The organism is Caulobacter sp. GW821-FHT10F06, from assembly GCF_058809215.1.
On sequence record NZ_JBXASK010000008.1, the window covers coordinates 110,025 to 136,247 of the forward strand.

General features: G+C 69.4%; 20 protein-coding genes. 11 read left to right on the forward strand and 9 right to left on the reverse strand.

All coding sequences use genetic code 11. The annotated features are described in order from the left end of the window. The first annotated feature begins 34 nt into the window (after positions 1-34). Complete coding sequence (locus AC1RUS_RS17845; RefSeq protein WP_492917950.1) at positions 35-892, forward strand: class I SAM-dependent methyltransferase; 858 nt, start codon at positions 35-37, stop codon at positions 890-892. A 3-nt stretch (positions 893-895) separates the two neighbouring features. Here the strand turns inward: AC1RUS_RS17845 and AC1RUS_RS17850 are convergent, their stop codons facing one another. The 3 genes from AC1RUS_RS17850 to AC1RUS_RS17860 are packed head-to-tail and all read right to left on the reverse strand — an operon-like array spanning position 896 to position 4,927. Further along, the gene (locus tag AC1RUS_RS17850) at positions 896-2,350 is read right to left on the reverse strand and encodes an efflux transporter outer membrane subunit (RefSeq protein ID WP_492917951.1); all 1,455 of its coding nucleotides are present in this window, start codon (positions 2,348-2,350) and stop codon (positions 896-898) included. Continuing rightward, the gene (locus AC1RUS_RS17855) at positions 2,334-3,860 is read right to left on the reverse strand and encodes a DHA2 family efflux MFS transporter permease subunit (RefSeq protein ID WP_492917952.1); all 1,527 of its coding nucleotides are present in this window, start codon (positions 3,858-3,860) and stop codon (positions 2,334-2,336) included. Before AC1RUS_RS17855 ends, AC1RUS_RS17850 begins: the two co-directional genes overlap by 17 nt. Continuing rightward, complete coding sequence (locus AC1RUS_RS17860; RefSeq protein ID WP_492917953.1) at positions 3,857-4,927, reverse strand: HlyD family secretion protein; 1,071 nt, start codon at positions 4,925-4,927, stop codon at positions 3,857-3,859. Before AC1RUS_RS17860 ends, AC1RUS_RS17855 begins: the two co-directional genes overlap by 4 nt. 152 nt (positions 4,928-5,079) lie before the next feature. Between AC1RUS_RS17860 and AC1RUS_RS17865 the strand changes: the two genes are divergently transcribed. Together AC1RUS_RS17865 and AC1RUS_RS17870 are read left to right on the forward strand one after the other, a co-directional pair. Next, on the forward strand, positions 5,080-6,042 hold the full coding sequence (locus AC1RUS_RS17865; RefSeq protein ID WP_492917954.1) for a LysR family transcriptional regulator: 963 nt from the start codon (positions 5,080-5,082) through the stop codon (positions 6,040-6,042). Positions 6,043-6,180: 138 nt separating this feature from the next. Next, entirely contained in the window at positions 6,181-7,941 is a 1,761-nt protein-coding gene (locus AC1RUS_RS17870; RefSeq protein ID WP_492917955.1) for a Ca2+-dependent phosphoinositide-specific phospholipase C, read from the forward strand. 15 nt (positions 7,942-7,956) lie between these two features. Here the strand turns inward: AC1RUS_RS17870 and AC1RUS_RS17875 are convergent, their stop codons facing one another. Beyond that, positions 7,957-8,373 carry a DUF1636 domain-containing protein gene (locus AC1RUS_RS17875; RefSeq protein WP_492917956.1) on the reverse strand — a complete coding sequence of 139 codons (417 nt, stop codon included), beginning with the start codon at positions 8,371-8,373 and terminating at the stop codon, positions 7,957-7,959. Beyond that, on the reverse strand, positions 8,370-8,996 hold the full coding sequence (cobO, locus tag AC1RUS_RS17880) for a cob(I)yrinic acid a,c-diamide adenosyltransferase (RefSeq protein WP_492917957.1): 627 nt from the start codon (positions 8,994-8,996) through the stop codon (positions 8,370-8,372). The genes AC1RUS_RS17875 and cobO overlap by 4 nt, the downstream gene beginning before the upstream one ends. A 413-nt stretch (positions 8,997-9,409) precedes the next feature. Here cobO and AC1RUS_RS17885 point away from each other — a divergent pair, with 413 nt between their 5' ends. The 8 genes from AC1RUS_RS17885 (at position 9,410) to AC1RUS_RS17920 (ending at position 20,207) form a co-directional block, all read left to right on the forward strand. Continuing rightward, complete coding sequence (locus AC1RUS_RS17885) at positions 9,410-11,689, forward strand: TonB-dependent receptor (protein WP_492917958.1); 2,280 nt, start codon at positions 9,410-9,412, stop codon at positions 11,687-11,689. 180 nt (positions 11,690-11,869) lie between these two features. Next, complete coding sequence (locus AC1RUS_RS17890; RefSeq protein WP_492917959.1) at positions 11,870-13,210, forward strand: LLM class flavin-dependent oxidoreductase; 1,341 nt, start codon at positions 11,870-11,872, stop codon at positions 13,208-13,210. Between the two features lie 4 nt (positions 13,211-13,214). After that, positions 13,215-14,246: an MBL fold metallo-hydrolase gene (locus AC1RUS_RS17895; protein ID WP_492917960.1), complete on the forward strand. Its 1,032-nt coding sequence runs from the start codon at positions 13,215-13,217 to the stop codon at positions 14,244-14,246. Positions 14,247-14,252: 6 nt separating this feature from the next. After that, entirely contained in the window at positions 14,253-15,329 is a 1,077-nt protein-coding gene (locus AC1RUS_RS17900; protein ID WP_492917961.1) for an ABC transporter substrate-binding protein, read from the forward strand. Positions 15,330-15,341: 12 nt separating this feature from the next. Continuing rightward, the gene (locus AC1RUS_RS17905; RefSeq protein WP_492917962.1) at positions 15,342-16,361 is read left to right on the forward strand and encodes an ABC transporter permease; all 1,020 of its coding nucleotides are present in this window, start codon (positions 15,342-15,344) and stop codon (positions 16,359-16,361) included. After that, positions 16,358-17,158 carry an ABC transporter ATP-binding protein gene (locus tag AC1RUS_RS17910; protein ID WP_492917963.1) on the forward strand — a complete coding sequence of 267 codons (801 nt, stop codon included), beginning with the start codon at positions 16,358-16,360 and terminating at the stop codon, positions 17,156-17,158. The genes AC1RUS_RS17905 and AC1RUS_RS17910 overlap by 4 nt, the downstream gene beginning before the upstream one ends. Positions 17,159-17,168: 10 nt before the next feature. Further along, positions 17,169-18,392: a dipeptidase gene (locus AC1RUS_RS17915; protein WP_492917964.1), complete on the forward strand. Its 1,224-nt coding sequence runs from the start codon at positions 17,169-17,171 to the stop codon at positions 18,390-18,392. 180 nt (positions 18,393-18,572) lie between these two features. Then, entirely contained in the window at positions 18,573-20,207 is a 1,635-nt protein-coding gene (locus AC1RUS_RS17920; protein WP_492917965.1) for a TldD/PmbA family protein, read from the forward strand. A gap of 6 nt (positions 20,208-20,213) precedes the next feature. On the opposite strand, the gene AC1RUS_RS17925 is transcribed toward AC1RUS_RS17920, so the two are convergent. From AC1RUS_RS17925 to AC1RUS_RS17940, 4 genes are read right to left on the reverse strand one after another with little or no spacing between them, the layout of a single operon-like run. Further along, entirely contained in the window at positions 20,214-22,058 is a 1,845-nt protein-coding gene (locus tag AC1RUS_RS17925) for a hypothetical protein (RefSeq protein WP_492917966.1), read from the reverse strand. Then, positions 22,055-24,181: a DUF4175 family protein gene (locus AC1RUS_RS17930; protein WP_492917967.1), complete on the reverse strand. Its 2,127-nt coding sequence runs from the start codon at positions 24,179-24,181 to the stop codon at positions 22,055-22,057. The genes AC1RUS_RS17925 and AC1RUS_RS17930 overlap by 4 nt, the downstream gene beginning before the upstream one ends. Then, positions 24,178-25,329 (reverse strand): BatA domain-containing protein, encoded by a 1,152-nt coding sequence (locus AC1RUS_RS17935; protein ID WP_492917968.1) that lies wholly within the window; start codon positions 25,327-25,329, stop codon positions 24,178-24,180. The genes AC1RUS_RS17930 and AC1RUS_RS17935 overlap by 4 nt, the downstream gene beginning before the upstream one ends. Beyond that, positions 25,326-26,219, reverse strand: a complete 894-nt coding sequence (locus AC1RUS_RS17940; RefSeq protein ID WP_492917969.1) for a DUF58 domain-containing protein — start codon at positions 26,217-26,219, stop codon at positions 25,326-25,328. The genes AC1RUS_RS17935 and AC1RUS_RS17940 overlap by 4 nt, the downstream gene beginning before the upstream one ends. Positions 26,220-26,223 lie beyond the last annotated feature (4 nt).

Sequence of the window (26,223 nt, forward strand, 5' to 3'; positions counted from 1 at the left end):
CCCATATGAGAATAAATCTCAACTGGAAACACGCATGGCCGACAGCAACACGCAGCAGATCATCGACTGGAACGGCAAGAACGGCGCGAGCTGGCTGGCCAACCAGGACCGGCTCGACCGGATGCTCGCGGCGTGCGGCGAGGCCGCGCTCGCCGCCGCCGACGCTCGTCCCGGCGAAACCGTGCTCGACATCGGCTGCGGCGCGGGCGCGACGACGCTCGAGCTGGCGCGAAAGGTCCTGCCGACGGGACGCTGCGAAGGCGTCGACATCTCGCAAGTCCTGGTCGACCGGGCCCGGGAACGCGCTGAAGCTGAGAACCTTCCCATCGCCTTCAGCCTGGCCGACGCCAGCCAGCCGCTCTTCGCGCCAGAGAGCTTCGACCTGCTGTTCTCCCGCTTCGGCGTGATGTTCTTCGACGATCCGACGGCGGCTTTCGCCAATCTGCGCCGCGCCCTCAAGACCACGGGTCGTCTGGCCTTCATCTGCTGGCGGGGCGCGGGCGAGAACGATTGGGTTCGACTGCCGATGGACGCCACCCGCAATATCCTACAGCCTCAGCCCGCCGCCAATCCGCTGGCGCCCGACCCGTTCGCGTTCGGCGACGCCGACCGCGTGCGCAGGATCCTGACAGACGCCGGCTTCGTCGACATCCAGATCTCGCCCTTCGACACCTCTCTGGTGTTTGGCGTCGGCGCTACCGACGAGGCCGCCGTGGACGATGCGCTCGACCAGGCCAGCCAGGTTGGTCCGCTGGCGCGCCTGCTGACCGATCAGCCTCAGGCAGTCCGCGACAAGGCGCTGGCGGCGGTGCGGGCGGCCTTCGCCGATCGGCTGGCGTCGAACCAGGTGCTGATCGACGGCGCGGCCTGGATCGTCACCGCGCGGCCCTGACGTTCAGGCGGCCGACGGCGCGTCGCGCCAATCGGCTCCGGACGCCGCGAACAGGCGCACGGCGTCGGTCAGGCGTCGTCCCTCGGCGCGAGCGCGATCAACGCCGAGCGCGCCGAATGTCCGCTGCGCCTCGAGCACCTCAAGCAACGTCCCCCCGCCCTGGCGATAGGCGATGCGCGCCAGGCGCAGCCGTTCGCCCGCCTGAGCGGCGGCGCGGTCGTTGGCGTCCAATAGCGCCTGGTCGGCCGACAGCGCCGACAGGGCGTCTGCCACCTGGCCGAAGGCGGTCAGCACGGTCAGCTGATAGCGGGCCGAAGCCGCCTTGGCTGCGTCCCGCGCCTGCTGCCGACGGGCCTTCAGCGCGCCGCCGTTGAACAGGGGCGCGGTCAGGCCGGCGCCCAGGTCCCAGGCGCTGGCGTCGTAGGAAAAGATGTCGCCGGCCTTCAGAGCGCCTTGGGTGATCGAAGCGTTGAGCCGGATGTTCGGATAGAGGTCGGCCGTCGCCACGCCGATGTCGGCGGTGGCCGCGTGCAGGTCGGCCTCGGCCGCCAGGATGTCGGGTCGCTTGCGCACCAGGGCCGAGGGCAGCTCGATCGGCGTCGCACTGGCCAGGCTCATATGCTCCAGCGAGAAGTCCGGCGCCGTCCAGTCGGCCGGCGCGCGGCCGACCAGCAGGGCCAGGGCGTGACGAGCTTCGGCCAGTTGCGCCTGCAGCGGCGGCAGAAGCTGGCGGTCCTGTTCCAGCTGGGTGTCGGCGCTGACCTTGGCGAGCGCGGTCGAGCCGCCCAGCGCGTTGGCCTTGCGCACCAGCTCGATGGTGGTCTGGTCGGCGGCGATCATCCGCTCGACGGCGGCGATCTGGCCTTGCAGCGAGGCGATGGTCGCCGCCTGCAGGGCGACATTGGCGGTCAGGGACAGATAGGCCGCATCGGCCCGCCAGCCCTGCGCCTCGGCCCGCGCCGCCGCGCCCTCGATCCCCCGGCGCTTGCCGCCGAAGAGATCGAGGTCGTAGCCGATGTCGGTCCCGACCGAATAGAGATTGAAGGTCGGGTTGCTCAGCGTCACGTCGCCGAAGCTGGTGAAGCCGAAGGCTTGCAGGTTGGCGCGCTGGCGGTTGACGCCGGCGGTCGCCGAGCCCTGCGGCCCCGCCTGCCCGCGCGCCTGGGCCAGCGCCGACTGCGCCTGGGCCAGGGTGGCGTTGGCTTCGGCCAAGCTGGGATTGTCGGCCAGGGCCTGGCGCATCACCGCGTCCAGTTCTGGCGAATTGAACGCCGTCCACCAGGGCCCGACGCGCTTGGCGTCCAAGGCCGGCGCGGTCTCGCCCGGCGCGGCGTAGCCGGTCGTGGCCGGAACGGCCGGCCGCTCGAAGTTGGGTCCCACGGTCGCGCAGGCCGAGACCAGCACGGTCAGGCTGACGAACCCGGCGAGCGCGGCGAGACGCTTAGTGGTCGGCGACATGGACAGGCTCTCCGCCTTGGGTCTTGGGCGTGCGCATCAGCAGGATCAGCGGCGCGCAGAGGATGGTGATGGCCAGCATCAGGCGGAAGTCGTCCAGGTAGGACAGCATCGAGGCCTGGCGGGTGATCACGGCGTTGAAGGCGGCCATCGCGCCCTCGGTCTGGAAGAGGTTGGGCGCATAGGCGCGGTAGATCGGGTTGTCGGGCCGGGCGTGCTCGATCAGCACCGCGTGGTGGGTCTCGATGCCGCTGACGAACCGGGCCTGCATGATCGAAATGCCGGCGGCCGAGCCGATGTTGCGCACCAGGGTGAACAGCCCCGCGCCCTCGGCCCGGTGCTGCGGCAGCACCTTGGCGAAGGCGATGGTGCTGAGCGGCACGAAGATCAGGCCCGTGCCGACGCCCGACAGGAAGCCGGAGATGATGATCAGGTGGTTGTCCATGCCCAGACTGAACTGGGTCATCATCCACAGCGACACGGCGCTGACGGCGGTGCCGACGAAGACGATCAGGCGGGTGTCGAAGCGTCCGATCAACTGGCCGACCGCGAACATGGCGATGAACGAGCCGACGCCGCGCGGCATGCTGACCAGGCCCGTATAGGCGACCGGATAGCCCAGCAGAGTCTGCATCATCGGCGGCAGCAGGGCGAGCGTGCTGTAGAGCAGGATGCCGATGAAGAAGCCGAAGGCGCAGCAGGTGATGAAGTTGGCGTCGCCCAGCAGGGCGCGGTCGACGAACGGCTTGTCGGCCGTCGCCAGCTGCACGCCGAAGGTCCACAGCGCCAGACCGCCGACGATCAGGTAGATCCAGATCTCGATCGCGCCGAACCAGTCCTGGCCGGGACCGCGATCGAGCATCAACTGGAAGGCGCCGATGGCGATGGCCAGGCTGCAGAAGCCCAGCAGGTCGAAGCGCTTCTGCACGGCCGCCTTCTTCTCGGACAGGAAGAAGAACACCCCGCCGAAGGCCAGCAAGCCGATGGGCAGGTTGATGAAGAACACCCAGCGCCAGTCCAGATTATCGGTCAGCCAGCCGCCCAGGGCCGGACCCAGGATCGGCCCCAGCACCGCGCCGGCGCCCCAGATGGCCATGGCCGAGCCGTGCTTCTCGGGCGGGTTGATGTCTAGCAGCACGGCCTGGGACAGCGGGATCAGCGCCGCGCCGAACAGGCCTTGAAGCAGCCGGAAAAGCACGATCTCGACCAGGCTGGTGGCGACGCCGCACAGCATAGAGGCGACCGTGAAACCGGCGATGGAGACCAGGAACACCATCTTGCGGCCCAGCCGATCGGTCATGAAGCCGGTCAGCGGCGTCATGATCGTGGCGGCCACGATGTAGGAGGTCAGCACCCAGGTGATCTGGTCGGCCGACGCCGAGACGCTGCCCTGGATGTGCGGCAGGGCGACGTTGGCGATCGTGGTGTCCAGCGAGATCATGATCGTCGCCAGCATCACCGAGACGGTGATCGCCGTCCGATTGGCCGCGTCTTCCTGACGAATGGCGCTCATCTGGCCGACCGGATGTCGACCTTGGCGTGGGCGCTGAGGCCGACGCTGAGATTGGGCGGCGTCTCGTCCAGGGCCAGGCGCACCGGCAGACGCTGCACGACCTTGACCCAGTTGCCCGTGGCGTTCTCGGCCGGCAGCAGAGCGAAGCTGGAGCCTGTGCCAGGGCTGAAGCTGGCGACGTGGGCCTTCAACGGCTTGTCATAGGCGTCGACCTTGATGGTCGCCGGCTGGCCGACCCGCATATGAGCCAGCTGGTCTTCCTTGAAGTTGGCCTCGACCCACAGGCCCTTCGAGATCAGCCAGAACTGGGTCTTGGAGGCCTCGACCCGGCCGCCGACCTGCACCTGGTCGACCTTGGCGACGACGCCGTCGGCCGGCGCGACGATGGTGGTGTAGCTCAGATCCAGCTTGGCGCGCTCCAGCTGAGCCCTGGCCTGCAGCACGGCGGGCTGCTGGTCGACGCCGACGTCGTCGCGGCCGCCGATGTCGGCCAGGGCCGAAGCGATCTGCTGGTGCACGACCGCGATCTGGCGCTGGGCCTGCTCGGCGACATGGGCCGCTTCGTCCGCCTGGGACTGGGTGGCGACGCCGGCGGCCGCTAGCGCCTTCTGGCGCGCGGCTTCGCGGCGGGCGTAGTCGGCGGTTTCCTGGGCGGCGGCGAGATCGGCCTGGCGCTGGGCGTAGACGGCGCGCGAGCCGCCGACCTTCAGCCGCGCGGACGCCAAGGCGGCCTCGGCCTCCGACACCGCTACGCGGTAGTTGGCCGGATCGAGGCGGAACAGCACCTGCCCCTTGCGGACGGACTGGTTCTCCTTGACGTCGATCTCGACCACGCGGCCGTCGATCGTAGCGCTGACCGGCGTGCGGGCGGCCTGAATGTAAGCGTTGTCGGTGCTCTCGGACTTGCCGCCGGTCAGCCAGACGAACAGCAGCGCCGCGCCGACCAGCACCGGCGCGCCGATCATCAACGGCAGGCGCAGGCGGCTGCCCAGGCTGCGCTGATCCCGTTTGCGGGCCGCCTCAAGTTCGGCCTCGGCGATCGCATCATAGCCTTCCGCGTCGCTCACGCGCGTCTCCACGTCCAAGGGCGACCGGCGTCGGCGCCGGCCGTGGTTCGATTGGTCATTCTTCGAGATTCGGGTTCGTTCGGACGCGAACCTTGGCCGGCGGGATAGACCTCCGACCATCATGCGTGAAATGATATTTCATCACGAAGATCATGAACCCGATGCATTTCGCCGCCTTCGATCTGAACTTGCTGCGACTGTTCAACGCCTTGGTCGAGGAGGGCGGCGCCACGCGCGCGGGCGCGCGGCTGGGCCTGACCCAGTCGGCGGTCAGCCACGCGCTGGGGCGCCTGCGTTCCGCCTTGGGCGATCCCCTCTTCGTGCGCGGTCCGGCCGGACTGCACCCAACGCCCCGCGCGCTCGAACTGGCCCCCGCCATACGCCAGGCCCTGGACCTGCTGGAAGGCGCGATCGCCGCGCCGCGCTTCGATCCCGCCGTAGACAGCCGCGCCTTCACCGTCGCGACCAGCCCTTATGTGAGCTCGGTGCTGCTGCCCGCCGTCGTCCAACGCATCCTGGCCGAGGCCCCGAACGTCACCCTGCGCGTCGCCGGACTGTCGCCGACGCTGGCCGAGGACATCGACCGGGGCCGCCTGGACGTCGTGCTCGGCTGTTTCGAGGCGGTGCCGGCGCGCTTTAGCCACACGCCCCTGTTCGAGGAGACCGGCGTCTGGGCCGTCCGCGCCGGGCACCCGGCCCTGTCGGGCGAGCTGACCGCCGAGAAGCTGGCCAGGATCCAGCACCTCATCGTCTCCAGCGCCGACGCCACGCCGGGCAGCGAAGGCCCCACCAAGCCGGGCCTGGGCCTCAAGCGGATCACCTCTTGGAGTGAGGAATACGCCTTGGGCGCGGCCAATTCCCGCCCCACGCCCGGCCCGATCTCGGTGCCCGACGCCTATTCGGCGATCATGGTGGTGGCCCAGACCGACATGGCCGCCCTGCTCCCGCGGCGGCTGGCCCTGCAGGCGGCCGAGCGCGGCAAGGTGGTGACCATCGAACCAGCCCATGTGCCCGAACCCACCCTGTTCGGCGCGGTCTCGGCCGGCGACCAGAGCCCGACCGGCCCCGTCGCCTGGCTGCTGGACCTGCTCAAGCAGGTCGCCGCGAGCGTCTGATCGACACGATACGCTCACGGTGCATCGGCGACGAAGCAGGTCTGAGGCTCCGCTTCGCACGGCTGTCACACTGGACCTGCAAGGACGGCGCGCGAAACAATCCGCCGCGTCCGCCTTCTCGACCACACGGAATCCGCCATGCCCAGCCTGCTGATCGCCGCCGCCCTGCTCGCCGCCGCCGCGCCGAGCGATCCGCCGCTGCGGCTCAACGACATCACGGCGGTGGGCACCCACAACAGCTACAAGCAGGCCATCCCCGCCGACGAGTTCGCCGCCATGCTCGCCACGGCCGGTCCGCCGGTCTTGGGCCTCGACTACGCCCACCGTCCGCTGACCGAACAACTCGACCAAGGCGCCCGGCAGCTGGAGATCGACGTCGTGCGCGATCCCGAGGGCGGCCGCTTCGCCCATCCCAAGACCGCCCTGGGCCAGGGAACGAACCTGACTCCGGCCTTCGCCGCCGCCATGGCAAAGCCGGGCTACAAGGTCATGCACATGCCCGACGTCGATTTCCGCTCGTCGTGCCTGACCTTCGTGGAATGCCTGACGATCGTGAGGACCTGGTCCAAGGCCCACCCCGACCACGCTCCGATCCTGATCCTGCTGAACGCCAAAGACGGCGCCGCCAGCCTTCCCGGCGGCGTCGCGCCCCTCCCCTTCGACACCGCGTCGTTCGACGCCCTCGACGCCGAAATCCGCTCGGTGTTCGCCGAGGCCGACCTGATCACGCCTGACCAGGTCCAGGGTAAGCGCGCCACCTTGCGCGAAGCCGTGCTGGCCGGCGGCTGGCCGACCCTGGCGGCGGCGCGCGGCAAGATCTTCTTCGCCCTCGACGAAAACCCCGCGAAGGTGGCGGCCTATCGCGGCGCGCGCGCGTCGCTGGAGGGCCGCGCGATGTTCGTCAACACCGACGAGCAGTCCCCCGCCGCCGCCTATCTCACCCTCAACGACCCGATCGCCCAGAAGGATCGCATCGCCGCGGCCGTGCGCGTCGGCTTCATCGTGCGCACTCGCGCCGACGCCGACACTCGGGCCGCTCGCGTAAACGACGTCGCCCAGCGCAGCGCGGCCCTGTCGAGCGGCGCGCAATATGTGTCCACCGACTACATGCGGCCCGATCCCCGGTTTCCGGGTGGGTACACGGTGCGCCTGACCGGCGGCGACGTCGCCGTCTGCAATCCCGTGCGCGCCGTCGGCCGGTGCAATGGCCGCGCTCTTGAAAGCCTGCCCGGCGTTCCGGCCACGGGCTATCTGGACGCCGAGCGTCGCCCCGATCTGACGAAGATCCTGGCCCCGCCGCCCGCGCCTGGTTCGCCGCGCGCCCTGGCCGACGCGGCGACCTTCGACCAGACCCGCGCCTTGAAGGGCGCACCGCGCTGGGCGCTCGCGACCGCCGACGTCGATGGTTCGATGTACGATCACTTCGCCGACGCGTCAGGCGTGCGCCTGACCGAAGCCCAGACCCCGATCCTCACCGCCCTGCTGCGGCGCGCGGGCGACGACCGCTCGGTCGTCGGCGTCGCCAAGACCCACTGGAACACCCGCCGCCCCTATCTCGGCAAGAAGGACGCCCCGATCTGCGAAGCCAAGTCCGACCACCTGGCCGGCAATCCGGACTATCCGTCCGGCCACTCGGCCCACGGCATGCACGTGGCGATGATCCTGGCCGAACTGGCCCCCAGCCGCGCCGACGCCCTTTATGCCCGTGGCCGCCAATACGCCGAGAGCCGTTACGTCTGCGGTTCTCACACCGTCAGCGCCACCGAGGCCGGGATGCAATCGGGCGCGGTGATCTACGCGGCCGAACACGCCTCGCCGTTGTTCCGCCAGGACATGGACGCCGCCCGCGCCGAGCTGGCGGCGGCTCTCGCGGGCCAAGCCGCGGTTCAACCGCGTTAGGCGCGCCATATCGGTCTAGTCGCGCACCACCGCGCCGGCCGGGGGCACGCGGACGATGAAGTGTCCCTTCACGCCCTCCGGCCACTGCCGATAAGGCACCACGCCCTCTTCGCTGGCCATGTAGGCCAGGGCGTAGTCGAGAATGGCGCGCGCGGCCTCGCCGGTCGGCTCGAACCGGCCCAGCACGTAGCCGATCTTGCCCGGCCCCCGCACGTGGATCGAGCAGTGCTGCGAGCAGTTGAAGAGGCAGGGCATCTCCTCGACCGCAAGGCCGTCCAGTCGCGAATCCTCTGCCTGCTTGGCGCGCAAGGCCGCGACCAGAACTGCTCCGCCGCGCACCCCGTCGGCGGTCTCGCGTTCCTCGGCCGAGACCCGGCAGGTGTTGCAGACCACCAGGGCGTGCCCCTCGCCGGCGGCGCGCAGAACGCTCAAAACTCGATCCCCGCCTGGGCCTTTACGCCGCTGCGGAACGGATGCTTGACCACGGTCATCTCGGTGACGAGGTCGGCCGCGTCGATCAGGGCCTGGGGCGCGTTGCGGCCCGTGACGATGACGTGCTTGCCGTCCGGCCGCGAGACGATGACCTCGAGCACCTCGTCGACGGGCAGGTAGTCGTAGCGCAGCACGATGTTCAGCTCGTCGCAGACCACCATGTCGATCTCGGGGTCGGCGATCCGGGCCTTGACCGTCTCCCAGGCCTGACGGGCCACGGCGATGTCGCGGGCCCGGTCCTGGGTGTCCCAGGTGAAGCCCTCGCCCATCGCCCTGAACTCGACCTGGTCGGGGAAAGCGTCGAAGACGAGCTTCTCGCCGGTCTTCATCGCGCCCTTCACGAACTGGATCACCGCCACCTTCTGCCCGTGGCCGATGGCGCGGCAGACCATGCCCAGGGCGGCCGTGGTCTTGCCCTTGCCCGGGCCCGTATTGACGATCAGCAGGCCCTTCTCGATCTGGCGTTGGGCCATGATCTTGGCGCGCGCCGCCTGGATCTTGGCCATCTTGGCGTTGTGCCTGGCGTTCAGCTCGGCTTCGTCGATCGTTTCGGGCGGGCTCATCGGGCGCTCTCCAGAAAGCGAGCGCGTTGCGACGATGTTGACGGCGCGCGATCGCTTGACGACTCCGACACGGTCGCGCCGTCGTTATTGACGAGCGGCTTTCCGCTGTCGAGCGGCCAAGCCTTCACGCGCGAGGCACGATGCGGTCACCTCAAGGCGCGAAGTATTAAATCTTCAAATATGCAGCATATTCACTCAATATATGGAAAAATCTAATGCTCTGAATGACAATAAATCAAATCATAAATCAAAAAATCAAACACAATCAAGTTGATGATTTTTCTATGTGTTTTAGATGATCGCAGAATAACTTAACGCGCCGGCAGCAAAGTTGAATTTTCACGACCGGCGCTCGCAAGCCCTTTCCCCTCAACGACGGCGCACCGCATCCGGCTCGCCGCGAGGGGATTTCGATGATCAGCAAGATCCACCACCGGGCCGGCCGGGCGCTTCTGCTCGCCGCCACTTCGACCCTGGCCTTGCACGGCGCGGCCAATGCCGCTCCCGACGCCGATCCGGCGCCGCCGGAAGCCGAGGGCACGCGCATCGAGGAGGTGATCGTCACCTCGCAGAAGCGCTCGGAGAGCCTGCAGAAGACCGCCGTCTCGGTCACCGCCTACGCCAAGGAAACCATCGAGCAGCAGAAGATCTCGACCTTCCGCGACCTGTCGGGCCGGGTGCCCGGCCTGCTCGCCCCCAAGCGCTCGACGGCCTACACCACCCAGCAATATTCGATCCGCGGCATCGGCGAGATCGACACCTATCCCGAGCCGTCGGTCGCCGTGTATGTCGACGACGTCTATCTGGCTCGCACGGTCGGCTCGCTTTACGACACGCCCGACCTCGAGCGCGTCGAGGTGCTGCGCGGTCCGCAGGGCACGCTTTACGGCCGCAACTCCAGCGCCGGCGCCATCCGCTTCATCACCAAGGAGCCGACTGCCGACCGCAACGGCGAGATCGGCCTGACCTACGGCAGCAGCAACAATGTCGAGGTCAAGGCCCGGGTGAACGGAGCCATCCTCAGCGACGACCGCCTGAACGGCTCGCTGTCTCTGGTCCGCCACACCCGCGACGGCTGGCAGCACAGCGTGCCGCTGAACATCGACGTCAACGACCTGGACCTGACGGTCCTGCGCGGCAAGCTGAGCTCGAAACTGAACGACAAGCTGACCGCCGCCTTCAGCGCCGACGCCATGTGGGATCGCTCCAGCCAGAGCTACTACACCCCGGTCAACCAGCCCGACGGCAAGACCGGCTCGGGCGCGGAGACCAACCCGGACCTAACCTGGTCCGACACCCTGCCCTATAACAAAACCACGGTGTACGGCGGCTCGCTGACCTTCAAATACGCCCTGACCGACCACCTGACGCTGAAGTCGGTGACCGCCGTGCGCGGCATGCATGGCCCGATCTACTATGACAATGACGGCGTCACCCAGATCAAGGGCGACAGCTATGCCGGGTTCGACCAGCACTACCGGACCCAGGAGTTCAACCTGAACGGCGAGTACGATCGCTTCAACTTCGTCGCCGGCGTGTATTATTTCTACGAATACTTCCACAACCACCGCCTCAGCCAGTCGGCGGGCAGCCCCAAGGACGACGTCGGCACCGTCACCCATACCAACAACTACCTACGCACCGAGAGCTGGGCCGCGTTCGGCCAGGTCAATTACAAATTCACCGACCAGCTCAGCATCACCCTGGGCGGTCGCTACACCGAGGATCGCCGACGCTTCGACAACCGCGGCCAGCAGTCGTCGGGCGTCGCTTTGCACGACCCCCAGGAGTGGGGCTACGACCCCGACAATTTCGAGCGCCTATACGGCCCCTACACGACCAATTTCGACGTCCACGCCCCGTGGACTAAGTTCTCCAGCTTCACGCCGAAGATCGGTCTGCAATACCAGTGGACGCCGGACATCTTCGTCTACGGCTCGTACTCGCAAGGCTTCAAGAGCGGCGGTTACGATCTGCGGACCAACACCGTGGTCGGCTCGCTGACGCCCTACCAGCCGCAGGTCACCAGCACCTACGAAGCCGGCATCAAGACACGCTGGCTGGACGGCTCGGTGACCGCCAACCTGGCGGCCTTCTACAACGACATCGAGGACTTCCAGGTCCGCGCCACGGCCACGGCCGCCTTGGGCAATGTCGTCAACCAGCTGATCAACGCCGGCGACGCCCACTCCAAGGGCGCGGAACTGGAGATCGCGATCGCCCCGATCGAGGGCCTGCGGATCAATGGCACGGCCGCCTATCTGGAGACTGAGTACGACACCTTCACCGCCACCCTGCCCAACAACGTGGCCGGCCGTAAGACCCTGGTCGGCCTGGACTTCCCCTACGCCCCGCGCTGGCAGGTCGGGCTGGCCGCCAACTACCGGCTGCCATTGAACACGACCGGCGCCTGGCGGGTCGGGGTCGACGGCCAATACGAGTCCCGCCGCTACATCGACATCTACAACACTGCCCAGACCCAGGTGAAACCTCAGACCTTCTTCAACGCGACAGTCAACTACACCTCCGACGACGCCAAGTGGTTCACCGGCGCCCAGGTCAAGAACCTGTTCGACCTGCGGCGCGGGCAAGCCGGCGGCTATTCCCCGACCAACGCCGGGACCAGCCCGCTCTATTACCGCGCCTACAACGAGCCGCGCTTCGTCAACGTCTTCGTCAATCGCAAGTTCTGACGCGTCCGTCGTCGCGGACAAATTTTCTAAACACGACAAGAGATAAGCGTGCGCGAGACAGCAAAACGGCCCGCCACGGCCAATAGTCGAACGCCGCGAATACTACAGATCAGAAGAGCTCATTATTCGCCCCCGGTCGCGGGACGCTAAGCGTCGACGACCCTTTCGAAGGAGCATCCCGTGACCCAGACCTCGACCCGACAGCTGAAACTCGGCGCGATCCTGGCCGGCGTCGGCACCGACCACACCAGCTGGCGCGATCCCGCCCTGCCCGGCGACGCCAGCATCGACATCAACTGGTACATCGACAACGCCAGGCTGGCCGAGGCCGCCAAGTTCGACCTGGTGTTCATCGTCGACAGCCCGTTCATCACGCCCGACACGGCTCCGCACTTCCTCAACCGCCTGGAGCCGCTGACCCTGCTGTCGGCCCTGGCGGTCTCGACCTCGAAGATCGGCCTGGTCGGCACCCTGACCACCTCGTACTGGGAGCCCTACAACGTCGCTCGCCAGTTCGGTTCGCTGGATCACATCAGCAAGGGCCGCGCCGGCTGGAACGTCGTGACCACCGGCCTGGAAGGCGCCTCCAAGAACTACGGCCGCGACCAGCACTTCGAGCACGGCGAACGCTACGCCCGAGCCGGCGAGTTCGTCGACGTGGTGCAAGGCCTATGGGACAGCTACGAGGACGACGCCTTCCCGCGCGACAAGAGCGCCGGGGTCTTTCTCGACAAGACCAAGCAGCACGCGCTGAACCACAAGGGTCAGTTCTTCTCGGTGGCCGGTCCGCTGGCCTTGTCGCGCTCGCCCCAGGGCCAGCCGGTGATCTTCCAGGCCGGCGTCAGCGGGGAAGGCCGTAATCTCGGCGCGCGCATCGCCGAAGGCGTCTTCGCCGGCGTCGACACCTTCGAGGACGGCCAGGAATACTATGCAGACCTGAAGGCCCGCGCTGTGGCCGAGGGTCGCGACCCGGACCACATCAGCGTCCTGCCGGGCCTCTTCCCAGTCATCGCCGACACCGACGAGGAAGCCCGCGCCCTGGCCGAGGCCCAGGCCGGCAGCCGCGAGATCGACAAGTCGCTCGTCGAGCTGGGCCGGGCCTTCAACTACCACGACTTCAAGCAATATCCGCTGGACGGGCCATTCCCGGACGTCAGCAAGCTGTCGCTGAACAGCTACAAGGGTCGCGCCGAGCGGATCGTGAAGATCGCCCAGGCCGAGAAGCTGACGGTGCGCCAGGCGGCCGAGCGTTTCGGGCGCTGGCGGTCGGACTTCGTCGGCTCGCCCCAGACCATCGCCGACGAGATTGAACGCTGGTTCGTCGGCCGCGCCGCCGACGGCTTCATCCTGCACGTGACCAAGCCCCGCGATTTCGCCCTCTTCCGCGAGAAGGTCGTGCCGATCCTCCAGGCCAAGGGCCTGTTCCGCACCGAGTACGAGCACGACACCCTGCGCGGCCACCTGGGCCTGCCGGTTCCCGAACACCGCTGGACCGAAGCCCAGAAGATCGCGGCGGAATAGGCGCGTGGGGGTATTCCGTTCGCCCAACCGGGTCAGCGCCCTGGCGCTGGCCGCCCTGCTCGCCGGCTCCGCCGCCCAGGCGGCCGACGGCCCTAATGTGGTTCGCCATGTCGAGGCCGCGCGGGCCCTGGCCGGCTCCGACCTCCAGCCGCCGCTGTTCCTGTGCCGCGCGGACTCCGGTCTCGTGGTTCGCGAGACGCTCGACAAGGGCTCCGGCCAATGGCTGGAGCCGACCAAGCTGTTCGACAATCTCTTCTATGTCGGCAACGCCTTCGTCGGCGTGCTGGTGGTCAAGACCAGCGACGGCCTGATCCTGTTCGACGCCACGGCCAGCGCCGAGGACGCCCGGGACCACCTGGTCCCCGGCTTGAAGGCCTTGGGCCTGGATCCGGCGACCATCCGCTATGTCATCGTCTCGCACGGCCACTGGGATCACTTCGGCGGCGCGGCCTGGCTGCAGAAGACCTATGGCGCGAAGATCGGCCTCAGCCAAGCCGACTGGGACCTGATCAAGACAGCGTCCTCGTCCCCCGGCGTCGGCGGCCGCGAGACGCCGGACCACGACCTCGTCGTCGCCGACGGCCAGGCCCTGACCCTGGGCGACACTACGATCACCCTGCGGGTCACGCCCGGCCACACGCCGGGGACCGTCTCGGCCATCATCCCGGCGCGCGAGGGCGGCAAGACCTATCCACTTTCGCTGTTCGGCAGCGTCGCCTTCCCGCCCAGCCTCGAGCCCACGCCGACCACCGGCGGCCTGCTGACCTATGACCGCTCGGTCCTGGCCTTCGCCAAGGTCAGCCAGGCGGCCGGCGCGACTGCGATCTTCAACACCCACGTCTTCGCCGACGGCAGTCGCCAGCGGCTGGATCTGGCCCGCGCCCGCAAGCCCGGCGCGCCCAACCCGTTCCTGATCGGGGGCGAGGCCGTCCAACGCTACTACGGCGTGCTCGACGCCTGCCTGAAGGCCGCGATCGCCCGGCCGCACGACCAGAGCGACGCGACCAAGCCCACGGTCCCTCCGAGGAAAGACTAGAGCCGCATGTCCGACCAACTGCCTCCCGTTATCGACGACATCGCCGAACCGGACGCCGCGCCGAAGGCCAGCCTGCTGAGCCGCCGCAACCTGCTGATCGGCGGCGGCCTGGTGGCGGCCGGCGTGGCCGGCGCGGTGGCCTACGGCTCGTCCGCACCGAAGCTGCCGCGCAACGCCGCTGGTCAACGCCAGATCCGCCTCGCCTGGAACGCCAACGCCATCTGTCTGGCGCCCGCCCTGCTGGCCAAGGAGTACGGCATCTACGAGAAGAACGGCCTGGACGTGGAGCTGGTCAATTTCGCCGGCTCGACCGACCAGCTGTTGGAGGCGATCTCGACCGGCAAGGCCGACGCCGGAGTCGGCATGATCCTGCGCTGGATAAAGCCGCTGGAGCAGGGCTTCGACGTCAAGCTGATCGCCGGCACCCACGGCGGCTGCCTGCGCGTGGTCGGCTCGCGCAAGCATGGGATCACCAACAATGTCGAGAGCCTGCGCGGCAAGACCATCGGCCTGTCGGAGATCAGCGGCTCGGGCCGCAACGCCCTGGCGGTGCTGCTGAAGGCCAACGGCCTGGATCCCAACAAGGACGTGCAGTGGCGGGCCTATCCGGCGCCGCTGCTGGCCGCCGCGGTCCAGAAGGGCGAGATCCAGGCGTTCGTGGATTCCGACCCCCTGCTCTACCTGCTGCAGAAGGGTTCGAAAGGCGATCTGGTCGAGGTGCTCTCCAACCTGTCAGCCCCTTGGCAAGACCGCTTCTGCTGCGTTCTCGGAGCCAGCGGCCACCTGCTACGCCAGGACCGCGAGTCCGCCAAGGCCCTGGCCGCCTCGTTGGTTGAAGCCGCCTCGCTGTGCTCCAGCGACCCGCACAAGACCGCCAAGGTCTTCGCGCCCTACGCCAAGGCCAGCGAGGAGGACCTGGTCGCCGTGCTGCGTATGCAGACCCACGACAAGCATCCGGTCGGCCGCGACCTGCAGCACGAAGTCGCGCTCTACGCCGGCGAGCTTCGCGACGTCGGGGTGATGAAGCCGGGCCTCGTCCCCGACCAGTTCGCCGCCCAGATCGTCGACAATGTCTTTGCCTAGAGGAGCGTCAGCATGAGCGGTATCGAAGCCACCCATCCCGCCGGCCAGGGCGCCGTCGCCCCGGCCCAAACCGCGCGACGCGCGCCTGCCTCGCCCATCTGGCGCGGCGGCCTCGGCGCGGCGATCGTCTGGATCGGCGCAGCGGCCCTGACGGTCCTCTGGCCCGACCTGACGCCTTGGGCGCGGACCTCGCTGCTGGCCAGTGTCCAGGCCGGCCTCGGCCTGATGCTGGCCGTGCTCGCCGTCGCCGCCCCGGGCTCGCGCCGCCTGGACCGCATCAAGCCGCTGGCCCCGTGGTTCGCCGCCCTGCCCGCGATCCTGACCCTGTGGCAGGTGCTGACCGCCAAGACCGGCCTGCTGCCCCTGCCGTTCTTCCCGCCGCCGCAGTCGATCCTCGAGGTCTATACGGATGACTCCGGGCGACTGGTTGAGAGCATCGTCCACTCGATGCTGCTGCTCCTGCCCGGCTACCTGCTGGGCGGCCTGGCCGGGTTCGGCGTCGGCGTGTCGGTCGGCTGGTCGCGGGCGATCAGCTACTGGGCCCATCCGATCCTGCGTTTCGTCGGGCCGCTGCCCGCGACCGCCTGGCTGCCGGTGGCCTTCTTCTTCTTCCCCGGCACCCGCAGCGCCAGCACCTTCCTGATCGCGCTTTCCACGGCCTTCCCGGTGGCCGTCCTGACCGCCTCGGGCATCGGCAGCGTCAGCGCCGGCTTCTATGACATCGCCCGCACCCTGGGCGCGTCCAAGCGCTTCCTGATCACCAAGGTCGCCATCCCCGCCGCGCTGCCCCACGTCTTCGTCGGCCTGTTCATGGGCCTGGGCGCCTCTTTCGCGGTGCTGATCGTGGCCGAGATGATGGGCGTGAAGGCCGGCCTCGGCTGGTACCTGCAATGGGCCCAAGGCTGGGCGGCTTACGCCAACCTCTATGGCGCGCTGATCATCATGGCCCTGCTGTTCTCCGGCCTGATCAGCCTGCTGTTCGCCGTCCGTGACCGGGCGCTGGCCTGGCAGAAAGGCATGGTGCGCTGGTGACCGCCACTGCTCTCGCTCCGATCGTCCCGACCAGCAAGCCGCCGGGCCTCGCCCTGCAAATCCGCGGCGTCAGCCACGCCTTCGACACCAAGACCGGCCCGCTGCAGGTGCTGGACGACGTCACCTTCTCGGTCGAGGCCGGCGAGTTCGTCGCCTTGCTGGGACCCAGCGGTTGCGGCAAGTCGACCCTGCTGCGGCTGATCTCGGGCCTGGACGCCCCGCGCGCCGGCAAGCTGGGCGCCGATGGCGTGCGGATCACCGGGCCGGATCCGAGCCGACTGCTCGTCTTCCAGGACCCGACGCTCTACCCGTGGCGGTCGGTCCGCCAGAACCTCGCCGTGGGCCTGGAGACCCGCGGCGTGGCGCGCCAACAGGCGCATCGGGTCGACGAGGTGTTGAAGCTGGTCGGCCTGGAGGCCTTCGCCGACGCCCTGCCCCATGAGCTGTCGGGCGGCATGGCCCAGCGCGCGGCCCTGGGCCGGGTGCTGGTCAACGATCCGCGCCTGCTGCTGCTGGACGAGCCCCTGGGCAAGCTCGACTCCCTGACCCGCATGACCTTGCAGACCGAGCTGCTGAAGATCTGGCAGGCCTCGCGGTTCACCAGCCTGCTGGTCACCCACGATGTCGAGGAAGCCCTGCTGCTGGCCCAGCGGATCATCGTCTTCAGCGACCGTCCGGCCCGCATCGTCCGCGAGCTGGACGTGCCGCTGTCCTATCCCCGCCATCGCGACGACCCGACCCTAGTGTCTCTGCGCCGCGAGATCCTGGTCTCGCTGGGTCACGGTCACGATCTCTAGGAACCTTAAGATGCCCATGCTTCGCTACGCGGCGACCGCGAGCCTGCTCGCCTTGACCCTGGCCGGAACCGCGCTCGCCGCCGATCCGCCCGCCCGCACCCTGCACGACCGCATCTTGGTGCTCGACAGCCATGTCGACGTGCCCACTGACCTGGGTGTCGGCCCCCACGACGCCGCCGTCGACGGCGACACCCAGGCCGACCTGCCCAAGATGGAGCGCGGCCAAGTCGACGCGGCCGTGCTCGCCGTTTTCGTCCCGCAAGGTCCGCGAACGCCGGAGGGCGTCGCCAAGGCGCGGCAACTGGCCGACGCCAAACTGGCGGCGATAACGGCGATCCCCGCGAAATATCCGCAACGCGCGGTGCTCGCCCGCTCGCCGGCCGATATCGAGAAGGCGGCCAAGGCAGGTAAGCGCGCGATCGTGGTCGGCTTCCTCAACGCCTATCCGTTCGGAAACGATCTCGCGCCGTTGGACGCCTACTACCAGGCTGGCGTGCGGGTGTTCGGCTTCGTCCATGCCGGCAACAACGACTTCGCCGACTCCTCGCGTCCCAGCGGCGAGCCGAAGGTCGAATGGGGCGGACTTTCGCCGACCGGCAAGGCCGCCGTCGCGCGCCTGAACGACCTGGGCGTCGTCATCGACGTTTCGCAGCTGACGCCGGACGGCGTGCTGCAGACCCTGGCCCTGAGCCGCGCGCCGGTGATCGCCAGCCACTCGGGCGTCAAAGGCGTCGTCGATGCGCCGCGCAACCTGTCGGACGCCGAACTGGACGCCATCGCCGCCAAGGGCGGGGTCGTGCAGATCGTGGCCTTCAACGCCTACCTGATCAAACCCGGTCCAGACTTCCGGACCAAGGCGGCGGTCGTGCGCGTGAAGTACGGCCTGCCGGCGGCGTTCCAGAAGACTACCGACGGCGCAGACGCCCTGCCGGCGGCGCAGCGCCTGGACTACACCCACGAGATCAACGCCCTCTTGCCCCGCGCCTCAGTCAAGGAACTGGCCGACTCCATCGACTATGCGGTCAAGCGGATCGGCGTCGACCATGTCGGCATCGGTTCGGACTTCAACCACGGCGGCGGCGTCGTCGGCTGGGCCGATGAAGGCGAAGCGGCCAACGTCACGGCCGAACTGGTCCGCCACGGCTACGGCGAGGCCGATATCGCCAAGCTGTGGGGCGGCAACTTCCTAAGGGTGTTCCGCGCGGTCGAGGCCGCCGCGAAGCCTCCTCACTGAGGACCACAAGCCCGACCGCTGCCGAGCGTCGCCCGCCCAATGACCAGCCGGCCTCGCACCGGTTCGCGCAGGGGCATCGCCGCAACGAACCCGCCTCGACGCGCTTGCGGGTTTGCGGAACGTCGCGATCCATAGCAGCATCCCCTCCGCATCAAGACAGGCGGCGGCCGGGAGAGACCCTTGGATAGACGTATGTTCCTCGCCGCGTGCGGGATCGGCGCCGGCGGCGCGCTTCTGCCGGGCTTCGCAGGGCGCGTGATCGCCGCCGAACAGCTGGTCGACGGCCTGGAAATGGCGGTGAAAAGGCGGCTGGCCGACTCGGCGCTGAGCGCCGCCAAGGGCGCCGGAGCCAGCTACGCCGACGTGCGGGTCGGGCGCTATCTGCGTCAGTTCATCATGACGCGCGAAGCCAATGTCGAGAACATCGTCAACACCGAATCGACCGGCGTGGGCGTGCGGGTGATCGCCGACGGCGCCTGGGGGTTCGCCGCCACCAACACGATGTCGCCCGAAGCCATCGCCGACACGGCCCGGCTCGCCACCGCGATCGCCAAGGCCAACGCCAGGAACCAGACGGCCCCCGTGCGCCTGGCCCCCACGCCCGCCGTGGGCGAACAGAGCTGGCGCACGCCGGTCAAGCGCAACGCCATGGCGGTGCCGTTGCAGGAAAAGATCGACCTGCTGCTGGGCGTCAACGGAGCGGCCCTCAACGCGGGCGCCAAGTTCGTGGCCTCGCGGATGTTCCTGATCAACGAGCAGAAGTACTTCGCCAGCACCGACGGAGCCTATATCGACCAGGACATCCACCGGATCTGGGCGCCCTTCACGGTCACGGCGACCGACAAGACGACCGGCAAGTTCCGCACCCGCGACGGCCTCTCGGCTCCCATGGGGATGGGCTACGAATATCTGGACGGCGCGGCCGCCGACAAGGTCGCCCTGCCCAACGGCCTGGTGATCTACGGCAAGTCGTACGACATGCGCGAGGACGCCATCGCCGCCGCCGCCCAGGCCAAGGAAAAGCTGACGGCTGCCTCGGTGAAGCCCGGGAAGTACGACCTAGTCCTGGACCCCAGCCATCTGGGCCTGACGATCCACGAGTCCGTCGGTCACCCGCTGGAGCTGGATCGGGTGCTGGGCTACGAGGCCAACTTCGCCGGCACCAGCTTCGCCACCCTCGACAAGCGCGAGGCGCACTACAAGTACGGCAGCGACATCGTCAACTTCATCGCCGACAAGACCCAGCCCGGCAGCCTGGGAGCGGTCGCCTATGACGACGAAGGCGTCGCCACCAAGCGCTGGCCGCTGATCCAGGACGGCGTGCTGGTCGACTACCAGGCCACGCGCGACCAGGCCCATATCCTGGGCAAGGCCTCGTCCGACGGCTGCTCCTACGCCGACTCCTGGTCGACCGTGCAGTTCCAGCGCATGCCCAACGTCTCGCTGCAGCCGGGCAAGGCCAAGCTGAGCCCGGCCGACCTGATCGCCAATGTCGAGAACGGCATCTATATCCTGGGCCGCGGCTCGTTCTCGATCGACCAGCAGCGCTACAACGCCCAGTTCGGCGGCCAGCTGTTCCACGAGATCAAGGACGGCAAGATCACCAGGCCCCTGGCCGATGTCGCTTATCAGATGCGCACCCCCGAATTCTGGGCCGCCTGCAGCGCCATCTGCGACGAGAGCGACTACCGGATGTTCGGCTCGTTCTTCGACGGCAAGGGCCAGCCCAGCCAGGTCTCTGCCGTCAGCCACGGCTCGTCGACCAGCCGCTTCAACGGCATCAACGTCATCAACACGGGCCGCTCGCTCGGCTGATCGCGGCTAGGGCCCCGCCGACGCGGCGGGGCTCGGGCTGATCCGCCCGAGGCCTGAGCGCTCCAGCCACCACAGCAAGGCGCTGAAGGTCAGCCACGCCAACAGCCACGGCCAGGACGCGCCCGGCTGACGGCTCGTGGCGCCGCCGACATCCGAGCGATCGGCGGTCGTGTCGCGCAACATCATCGTAGCCTCACGATCGCGGGCAGCGCGAACACCCGTCAACTGTCCAGCGGGCTGGACGAAGAAGGGCCAGGCGGCCTCCGTTCCGGCCCGACGCAGCAGATGCCACCCGGAGGCGCGCGACCAGAAACCCGCGCAACCGCCGGCAGCGGGATCGGCGGTCAGGATGGTCAGCGCGCCGTCGGGCGCCTCGACCCGGGCTTCGCCGGACAGGCCGCACAGGGCGATGCGCTCGCTCGCCCAGGCCGGCGCGGAGAAGGCCGCGGCCGGTCCCGCCGCGGGTCGCGTCACGGTCGACAGCATGCCGCTCCACCAGTCGCCGTAGAGACCGCGTCGCCCCGTCAGCATCAGGCCATAGCTGTCGACGCCCGTGAACACCGCGATCCGCCCAAGGCCCGCCGCGCGCCAGGCCGACAGAACGGCGCCGCCGGCATCGCGGATCAAGGGAACGGCTTCGGCGCCCCCCGGCACCAGCGCCAGGCGATTGAGCTCCGGCGGCGCCTCGTCGCCGATCTCCAGGTCGGCGGGCGTGTCCAATGACCCGACGCCCGTCCGGGTCCGCGCAATGGCCGCGTCCGTCGCGGCCGACAGGGCGATCGGGGCCAGCGCGTCGCCGCCCGTCGGCTGGAAGCCCAGAGCCCGCCATTGGGCGCGTCCAGCTCCGTCCAGCGGACCGCTTGCGCGCAACACCAGTCCAAGACCGCCACGGACCGCGCCGAGCACGACCTCGCGCGAACCGCCCAGCGCGACCCAACTGCGATCGTCGATGACCGCCGCGTCGAACTGGCGAAGCGTCGCGGCCGTCAGGGCGATCGGCGGATCGCCCAACTGGACCCCGCCTCCGGCGCTCATCTGGGTCGTGACCGCGAAGCCTGCGTCACTCGCCCAGCGACGAAGGTATTTCACCTCCGGCCCCGGCGCGCCCGCCAGGATCAGGATGCGTGGCGCGGCGGCGGCCTCGATCCACACCGGCAGATCGGCTTGCTCCGCCACCCGCCCTCGTCCGTCGCGCACCCGGACGACGAACGTGACGATACCCGCCGCCCGCGCGGTTCCCGACAGCACGAAACGCCCCTCGGCGTCGACCTTGCGGCTGTCGGTGACGCGGCCAGCGGGGTCGACCAGCTCGACGACAGCGTCCGGCCAGCCGGCGACCTGCCCGCCCGCCTCGAACCGCATGCCCGGCGCGATACGCGCGGGGGGCTGCAGCGACACCAGGCCAGGCCGAACCGGAGAAGCGTCGAAATCCACGGCGAGGCCGCGCGCCGCGTCCCGATCGCGCGCGGTCAGCCCGTCGCCCGTCACCTTGATCCGCCGGGTGTCGGGATAGCGCCGCAACGCGGTCCCAAGGTCGGGAGCTCGCTCGACGCCTGCCAGGCCCGACGCCTCGGGCATAGCGACCAGTCGCGCCCGCGCCGTCGCGGCCAGGCCTCGGGGCGTGTTGGCGGTCGCGATCACCAGGACGCCACCCTGCACCGGCAGGCTGGGTGGGAAGAGACCCAGGAACAGCAAGACCGCGCAGACCGGTTGAAGCGCCAGCAACACGATCAACCGCCAGGGCCTCGGCGGCGGATCGGCCTCGGCGGCGCGTCGCCACAGGACGAGCCGCGCCCACCCGCCGACGATGGCGAGGACGAGGATCGCGGCCAGGATCGCCTTCGCGGTCATTGGCCGCCTCCAATGGCGCGCAGATAGCGGGCGCCGGCGGCGTCGGCCGGGCGTCGCGGGGCCAAGTTGGCGGGCGGCCGTTGCATGGCCGTCCACAGCAGGGCGCGCAGCCTCTGACGGCAGGCGTCGCATTCGGGATCGCGGCGCACCGCGTCCAGCCCGGCCGACAGCGCCAGAGGATCAGGCAGCAGCGAGGCGTTGGCGCTGGCCCAGCGGTCAAGATCATCCAGCGCGATCGGCCCTCGGATGGCGTCCGCCCCCTGCCCCAGCGCGCGCCACGCAGCAGCGGCGGGACCGTCGACGCCCGCGACCGACGTTGTCGGCAGGATACGGCTGGCCAGGCCTTCGCGCTTGCCCGTCATGCGGCGCTTGGGATCGATCGGCGGCAGTTCCGGCCCCACCCGGGACAGGAAGATCCGCGTGGCCTGCTGCACCTGCTTGATGAACCGCAGGGCGTTGTTGGCGTGCGGCAGGGCGAGGTCCGGCCGTCCCTGTTTCAACTCGCGCTCGGACAGCCACATCTCGTCGACCGCCTGCTTCAGGACCGCGCGGGTTTGAGGATCGAGGCTGGACGCCGGCGAGTCGTCATGCGGGTGTCCGAATTCGGCGAGCACGTCCTCCGGCGCGCCGAAGCCGGCGCTGGTGGTCTTGGGCGCGCCGCCATGGTCGTGACCATCGCCGTAGGTGTGCGTCTTGCCCGCCCCGTCGCCGGTCGGCGCTTCCGGCTCGCCTTCCTCTTCGCCGCCCAGGAACTGGCTGTAGCGGCCGCGCAGGATCTGCTGGTCGCCGCCGATAACGACGGACTCGGCCAGATAGCGGTCTGCGTTCAGGCGTCGCTTGCGGGCCAGCAGGCCCTCGGCGTCGATGATGATCTGGCGCTGGCTGCGGAAATAGGCGGGCAAGGTGGTGTTGACCATGCCTTGCAGGCCCGCGCTTTCGGGCTTGGCGCTGGACGGCCAGCGCAGGATCAGGCTGGGCCCGCGCACCTGCTGCGGTCCCGGGGCGCGATTGTCGCTGACAACCAGCTGCACGACCATGTCGCTTCCCGGCCCAAAGCCCAGGGCGGCGAAGTCCAGGCGGGGCGAGAACCGGCGATCGCGGGGCGGCCCGGCCCCGGCGACCGTGATCTCCCGCTCGCTGAAGGTGACGTTCTCGCCCTCGCCGATCGCCAGGGTGACGCGCAGCCGCGCCGACGCCGCGACGCCATAGTCGTCGGTGACGGCGAAGACCGGCGACCAGCCGCGCTGCCCGACGCCGACCAGAGTCAGGCTCTCGATCGGGGCCAGGGCCTTCACCTGGGGCGGCGCGTCGGCGATGGCGTCGATCCGATGTAGCGGCGGGGTCCCGGCTCGGCCCGGCGCGGGATCGACGCGGTACAGGAACGAGGCGTCCAAGGTCCGGCCAGCCACCCACCGGTCGCCCGAGCGCCGCAGCGGCAGCGGCGCGCCGCCCAGCATGACCATCGTCGGCGCGTTTGCCTGGGGATCGAACTTCAGGGTCCATTCCAGGCGCGACCCCTGTGGCGCGCGAGCGTCCAGCCTGGCCTCGTCCCGCGTCGGCAGGCCGGTATAGGCGGGCGGAACGATGCGCAGGTTCTGAGCCGTGAGGCGCGGCAGGCCGGGCGGCGTCGACGCGCCTTCCGCGGTGGGCGACAGGACGACTGGGCCCTGAGCGCCCCTTGGCCACAACAGCGCGCCCGCCGCCACGACCAAGGCGACGAGCCACAGGGCCTCGATCGGCCGCCATGACCAGTCCCCGGCCAGGGTCGCCGGAGAGCCGCGCCCCAGGCGTTCGAGCAGGCGCGATCGCTGCAGCCGCTGGAGACCGCCGAGGGCTTGCGGATCGGCGAACAGCAGCTCGGCGCTGTCCTCCATGTCCAGCCGCGCGCCGTCGAGGCGGTGGGTCAGCCAATGCCGGTCGAAGCGCGCCCCGCGCCGCCACGCCATGATCAGCGCAACCACCGCCCCAATGGCCAGAACCGCGAGCGCGACGACGGCTCCCGCGAAACGCCAGGCGACGGCCGACAACGCCAGAACGACCGGAGCCGCCAGCAGCAGATCGTTCAGCAGGCCTCGGCGCCGCGCGGGACCGGTCCAGGTCGAGAGCAGGACCTCGGCGTTCATGGCGTCACCGACCGGCTGCGGCGGGTCGCCAGCCAGCGCTCGACCAGCAGCAGAAGCCCGACCGCTACCGCCAGCCAGTCGCGGAGGTCTCTGGGCGTCTGCTCGTAATGGCGACCGCCCGTCAGGGGCGCGTAGTCGACCGCGGCGACGCGGGCGGGCTCGGATTTCGAAGGCTCGAAAACCGCCCGCAAGCGGTCCGGGAAATCCGCCTGGAGCAGTTCGGGCGTCTCGGCGGGCGCGAGCCGCCGCGTGAACCGCATAAACCGTCCGGCCCCCATCGGCCCGGCCTCGACCAGGGGCCGGCCCAGATCGTCCCGCCACACGACGGCTCCGCCCTTCGGAACGGCGGCCTCTGCGGCGACGATGGCCACGCCGCCGCTCTCGATCCAGCGGGTGAGCGCGGCTGGAAGCGGTCCGGAACCAAGCCAGACCAGCTTGCGCGCCGAACCTGGCAAGGCCGCGTCGAGCCCGCCGATCTCGACATCGGCGTCGCGCCCGGGCGGCTGCCAGGACGCGGCGGCCGCACGCAGGTAGCGCACTTCGGAAGCGTGGGCCGTGTCATGGCGGATCGACAGGGCCGGAAAGACGACAGGCGTCGCCGGGCGGGCGGGCGCGATCCCCGGCGTGACACGCCAGTCGATCTTGCGCGACAGCCGGGGCCGCTCACCATCCGCGCCCTCGAGAACCCGCGGCGCGACGATGGTCAGGGGCGTGGCCGCTGGAAGGCTGGCGTCGAGCTGCCGGATCAGGCTGGCCACGGGCGCGCCGCCCTCGGGTCTGGCCTGCTTCAAGTCCGGAAAGTCCGGCGCCAGCCAGTGGACGTCGGCGCCCAGCTCCGCCGCCCGCCGCGCGTCGGCGACGTCCGCGCCCGGGATGACGGCGACATAGGGGGTCTTGTCGCCCCCGCCCAGCAGCACCGGCCGCGCCAGCCACAGGGCGACCAGCGCCAGCATCAGCAGGCGCGCCAGCAACAGCGGCCATTCGTCGAACCGCAGCCGCGACCGGGGACGCGGCTTCTGCCGCAACCAGCGCAAGGCGGCGAAGTCCAGCGGCTGGAGCGCGCTGCGCCGGGCGATGTGGAGGACCAACGGAACAACCAGGGCCATCAGCGCGACCAACGCGCCGGGCAGCAGCAGGCCGGGGGTCACGCGTATTCCGCCGCATCATGGTCGCCGAACAGCCGCCGAAGCGGCAGGTCCAGAGGCTGGTCCAGGACATAGTCGGCCCGGCGAATACCCACCCCGGCCAGTCGGGCGTGCAGGATGGCCCGGGCCTCGGCGAACCGGCGCAGGAACTCGGCGCGCAAGGCCGGTCCGTCGCCCAGCAGTTCCTCGCCCGTCTCAGGATCGCGGAAGCGGTAGCCGTCGCGGAAGGGAAAGTCGCGCTCGCCCACTGTCAGCATCTCGACGGCCAGCACCTCGCGGCCGGCCGCCGCCAGCTTCTCCATCAGGTCGACGACGCCGGGCTCGAAACAGTCGCTGAGCACCACGACCAGATCATGCGCCCCGATCCGCTCCCAGACCGGACCCAGCTGGTCGGTGCGCGCGAAGACGCCGCCGGCCTTGAGCGAGAAGAGGTCCAGCAGCAGACGGTCGCGCTGGCGAAGGCCCGTCGCCGGGGGCAGCAGCTTCAGGCCCTGGTCGCTCAACGCCATCCAGCCGAACCGGTCGCCCTGCCGCATCGCCAGTTCGGCGACGCACTGGGTCAGGCCCTTGGCCGCCTCCAGCCGCGTGAAGTCTGGACGGTCGGGATCGGCCTGGCCCATGGAGGCGCTGGCGTCTATCAGGATCCAGACCGCCACCGGGCTCTCCCGTTCGGCCTCGCGGACGAAGAACTTGTCCGACCGGGCATAGAGCTTCCAGTCGATCTGGCGCAGTTCGTCGCCGCGCTCATAGGCGCGGTACTGCGCGAACTCCAGGCCCGCGCCCCGACTGTGGCTCTGGTGCGAACCGATGCCATGCGACCCCACGGCTCGACGCGCGACGAGACGCAGGCCTTTCAGCCGGCTCCGCACATCGAGGGGAATGAAGTCGATCATCGGC

Bases quoted from the DNA above. Each gene is read 5' to 3' on its own strand.
- AC1RUS_RS17925 (WP_492917966.1), bottom strand. From the start codon at position 22,058: ATGACCGCGAAGGCGATCCTGGCCGCGATCCTCGTCCTCGCCATCGTC.
- AC1RUS_RS17905 (WP_492917962.1), top strand. From the start codon at position 15,342: ATGAGCGGTATCGAAGCCACCCATCCCGCCGGCCAGGGCGCCGTCGCC.
- AC1RUS_RS17940 (WP_492917969.1), bottom strand. From the start codon at position 26,219: ATGATCGACTTCATTCCCCTCGATGTGCGGAGCCGGCTGAAAGGCCTG.
- AC1RUS_RS17885 (WP_492917958.1), top strand. From the start codon at position 9,410: ATGATCAGCAAGATCCACCACCGGGCCGGCCGGGCGCTTCTGCTCGCC.
- AC1RUS_RS17845 (WP_492917950.1), top strand. From the start codon at position 35: ATGGCCGACAGCAACACGCAGCAGATCATCGACTGGAACGGCAAGAAC.
- AC1RUS_RS17865 (WP_492917954.1), top strand. From the start codon at position 5,080: ATGAACCCGATGCATTTCGCCGCCTTCGATCTGAACTTGCTGCGACTG.
- cobO (WP_492917957.1), bottom strand. From the start codon at position 8,996: ATGAGCCCGCCCGAAACGATCGACGAAGCCGAGCTGAACGCCAGGCAC.
- AC1RUS_RS17930 (WP_492917967.1), bottom strand. From the start codon at position 24,181: ATGAACGCCGAGGTCCTGCTCTCGACCTGGACCGGTCCCGCGCGGCGC.
- AC1RUS_RS17870 (WP_492917955.1), top strand. From the start codon at position 6,181: ATGCCCAGCCTGCTGATCGCCGCCGCCCTGCTCGCCGCCGCCGCGCCG.
- AC1RUS_RS17850 (WP_492917951.1), bottom strand. From the start codon at position 2,350: ATGTCGCCGACCACTAAGCGTCTCGCCGCGCTCGCCGGGTTCGTCAGC.
- AC1RUS_RS17900 (WP_492917961.1), top strand. From the start codon at position 14,253: ATGTCCGACCAACTGCCTCCCGTTATCGACGACATCGCCGAACCGGAC.
- AC1RUS_RS17855 (WP_492917952.1), bottom strand. From the start codon at position 3,860: ATGAGCGCCATTCGTCAGGAAGACGCGGCCAATCGGACGGCGATCACC.
- AC1RUS_RS17915 (WP_492917964.1), top strand. From the start codon at position 17,169: ATGCCCATGCTTCGCTACGCGGCGACCGCGAGCCTGCTCGCCTTGACC.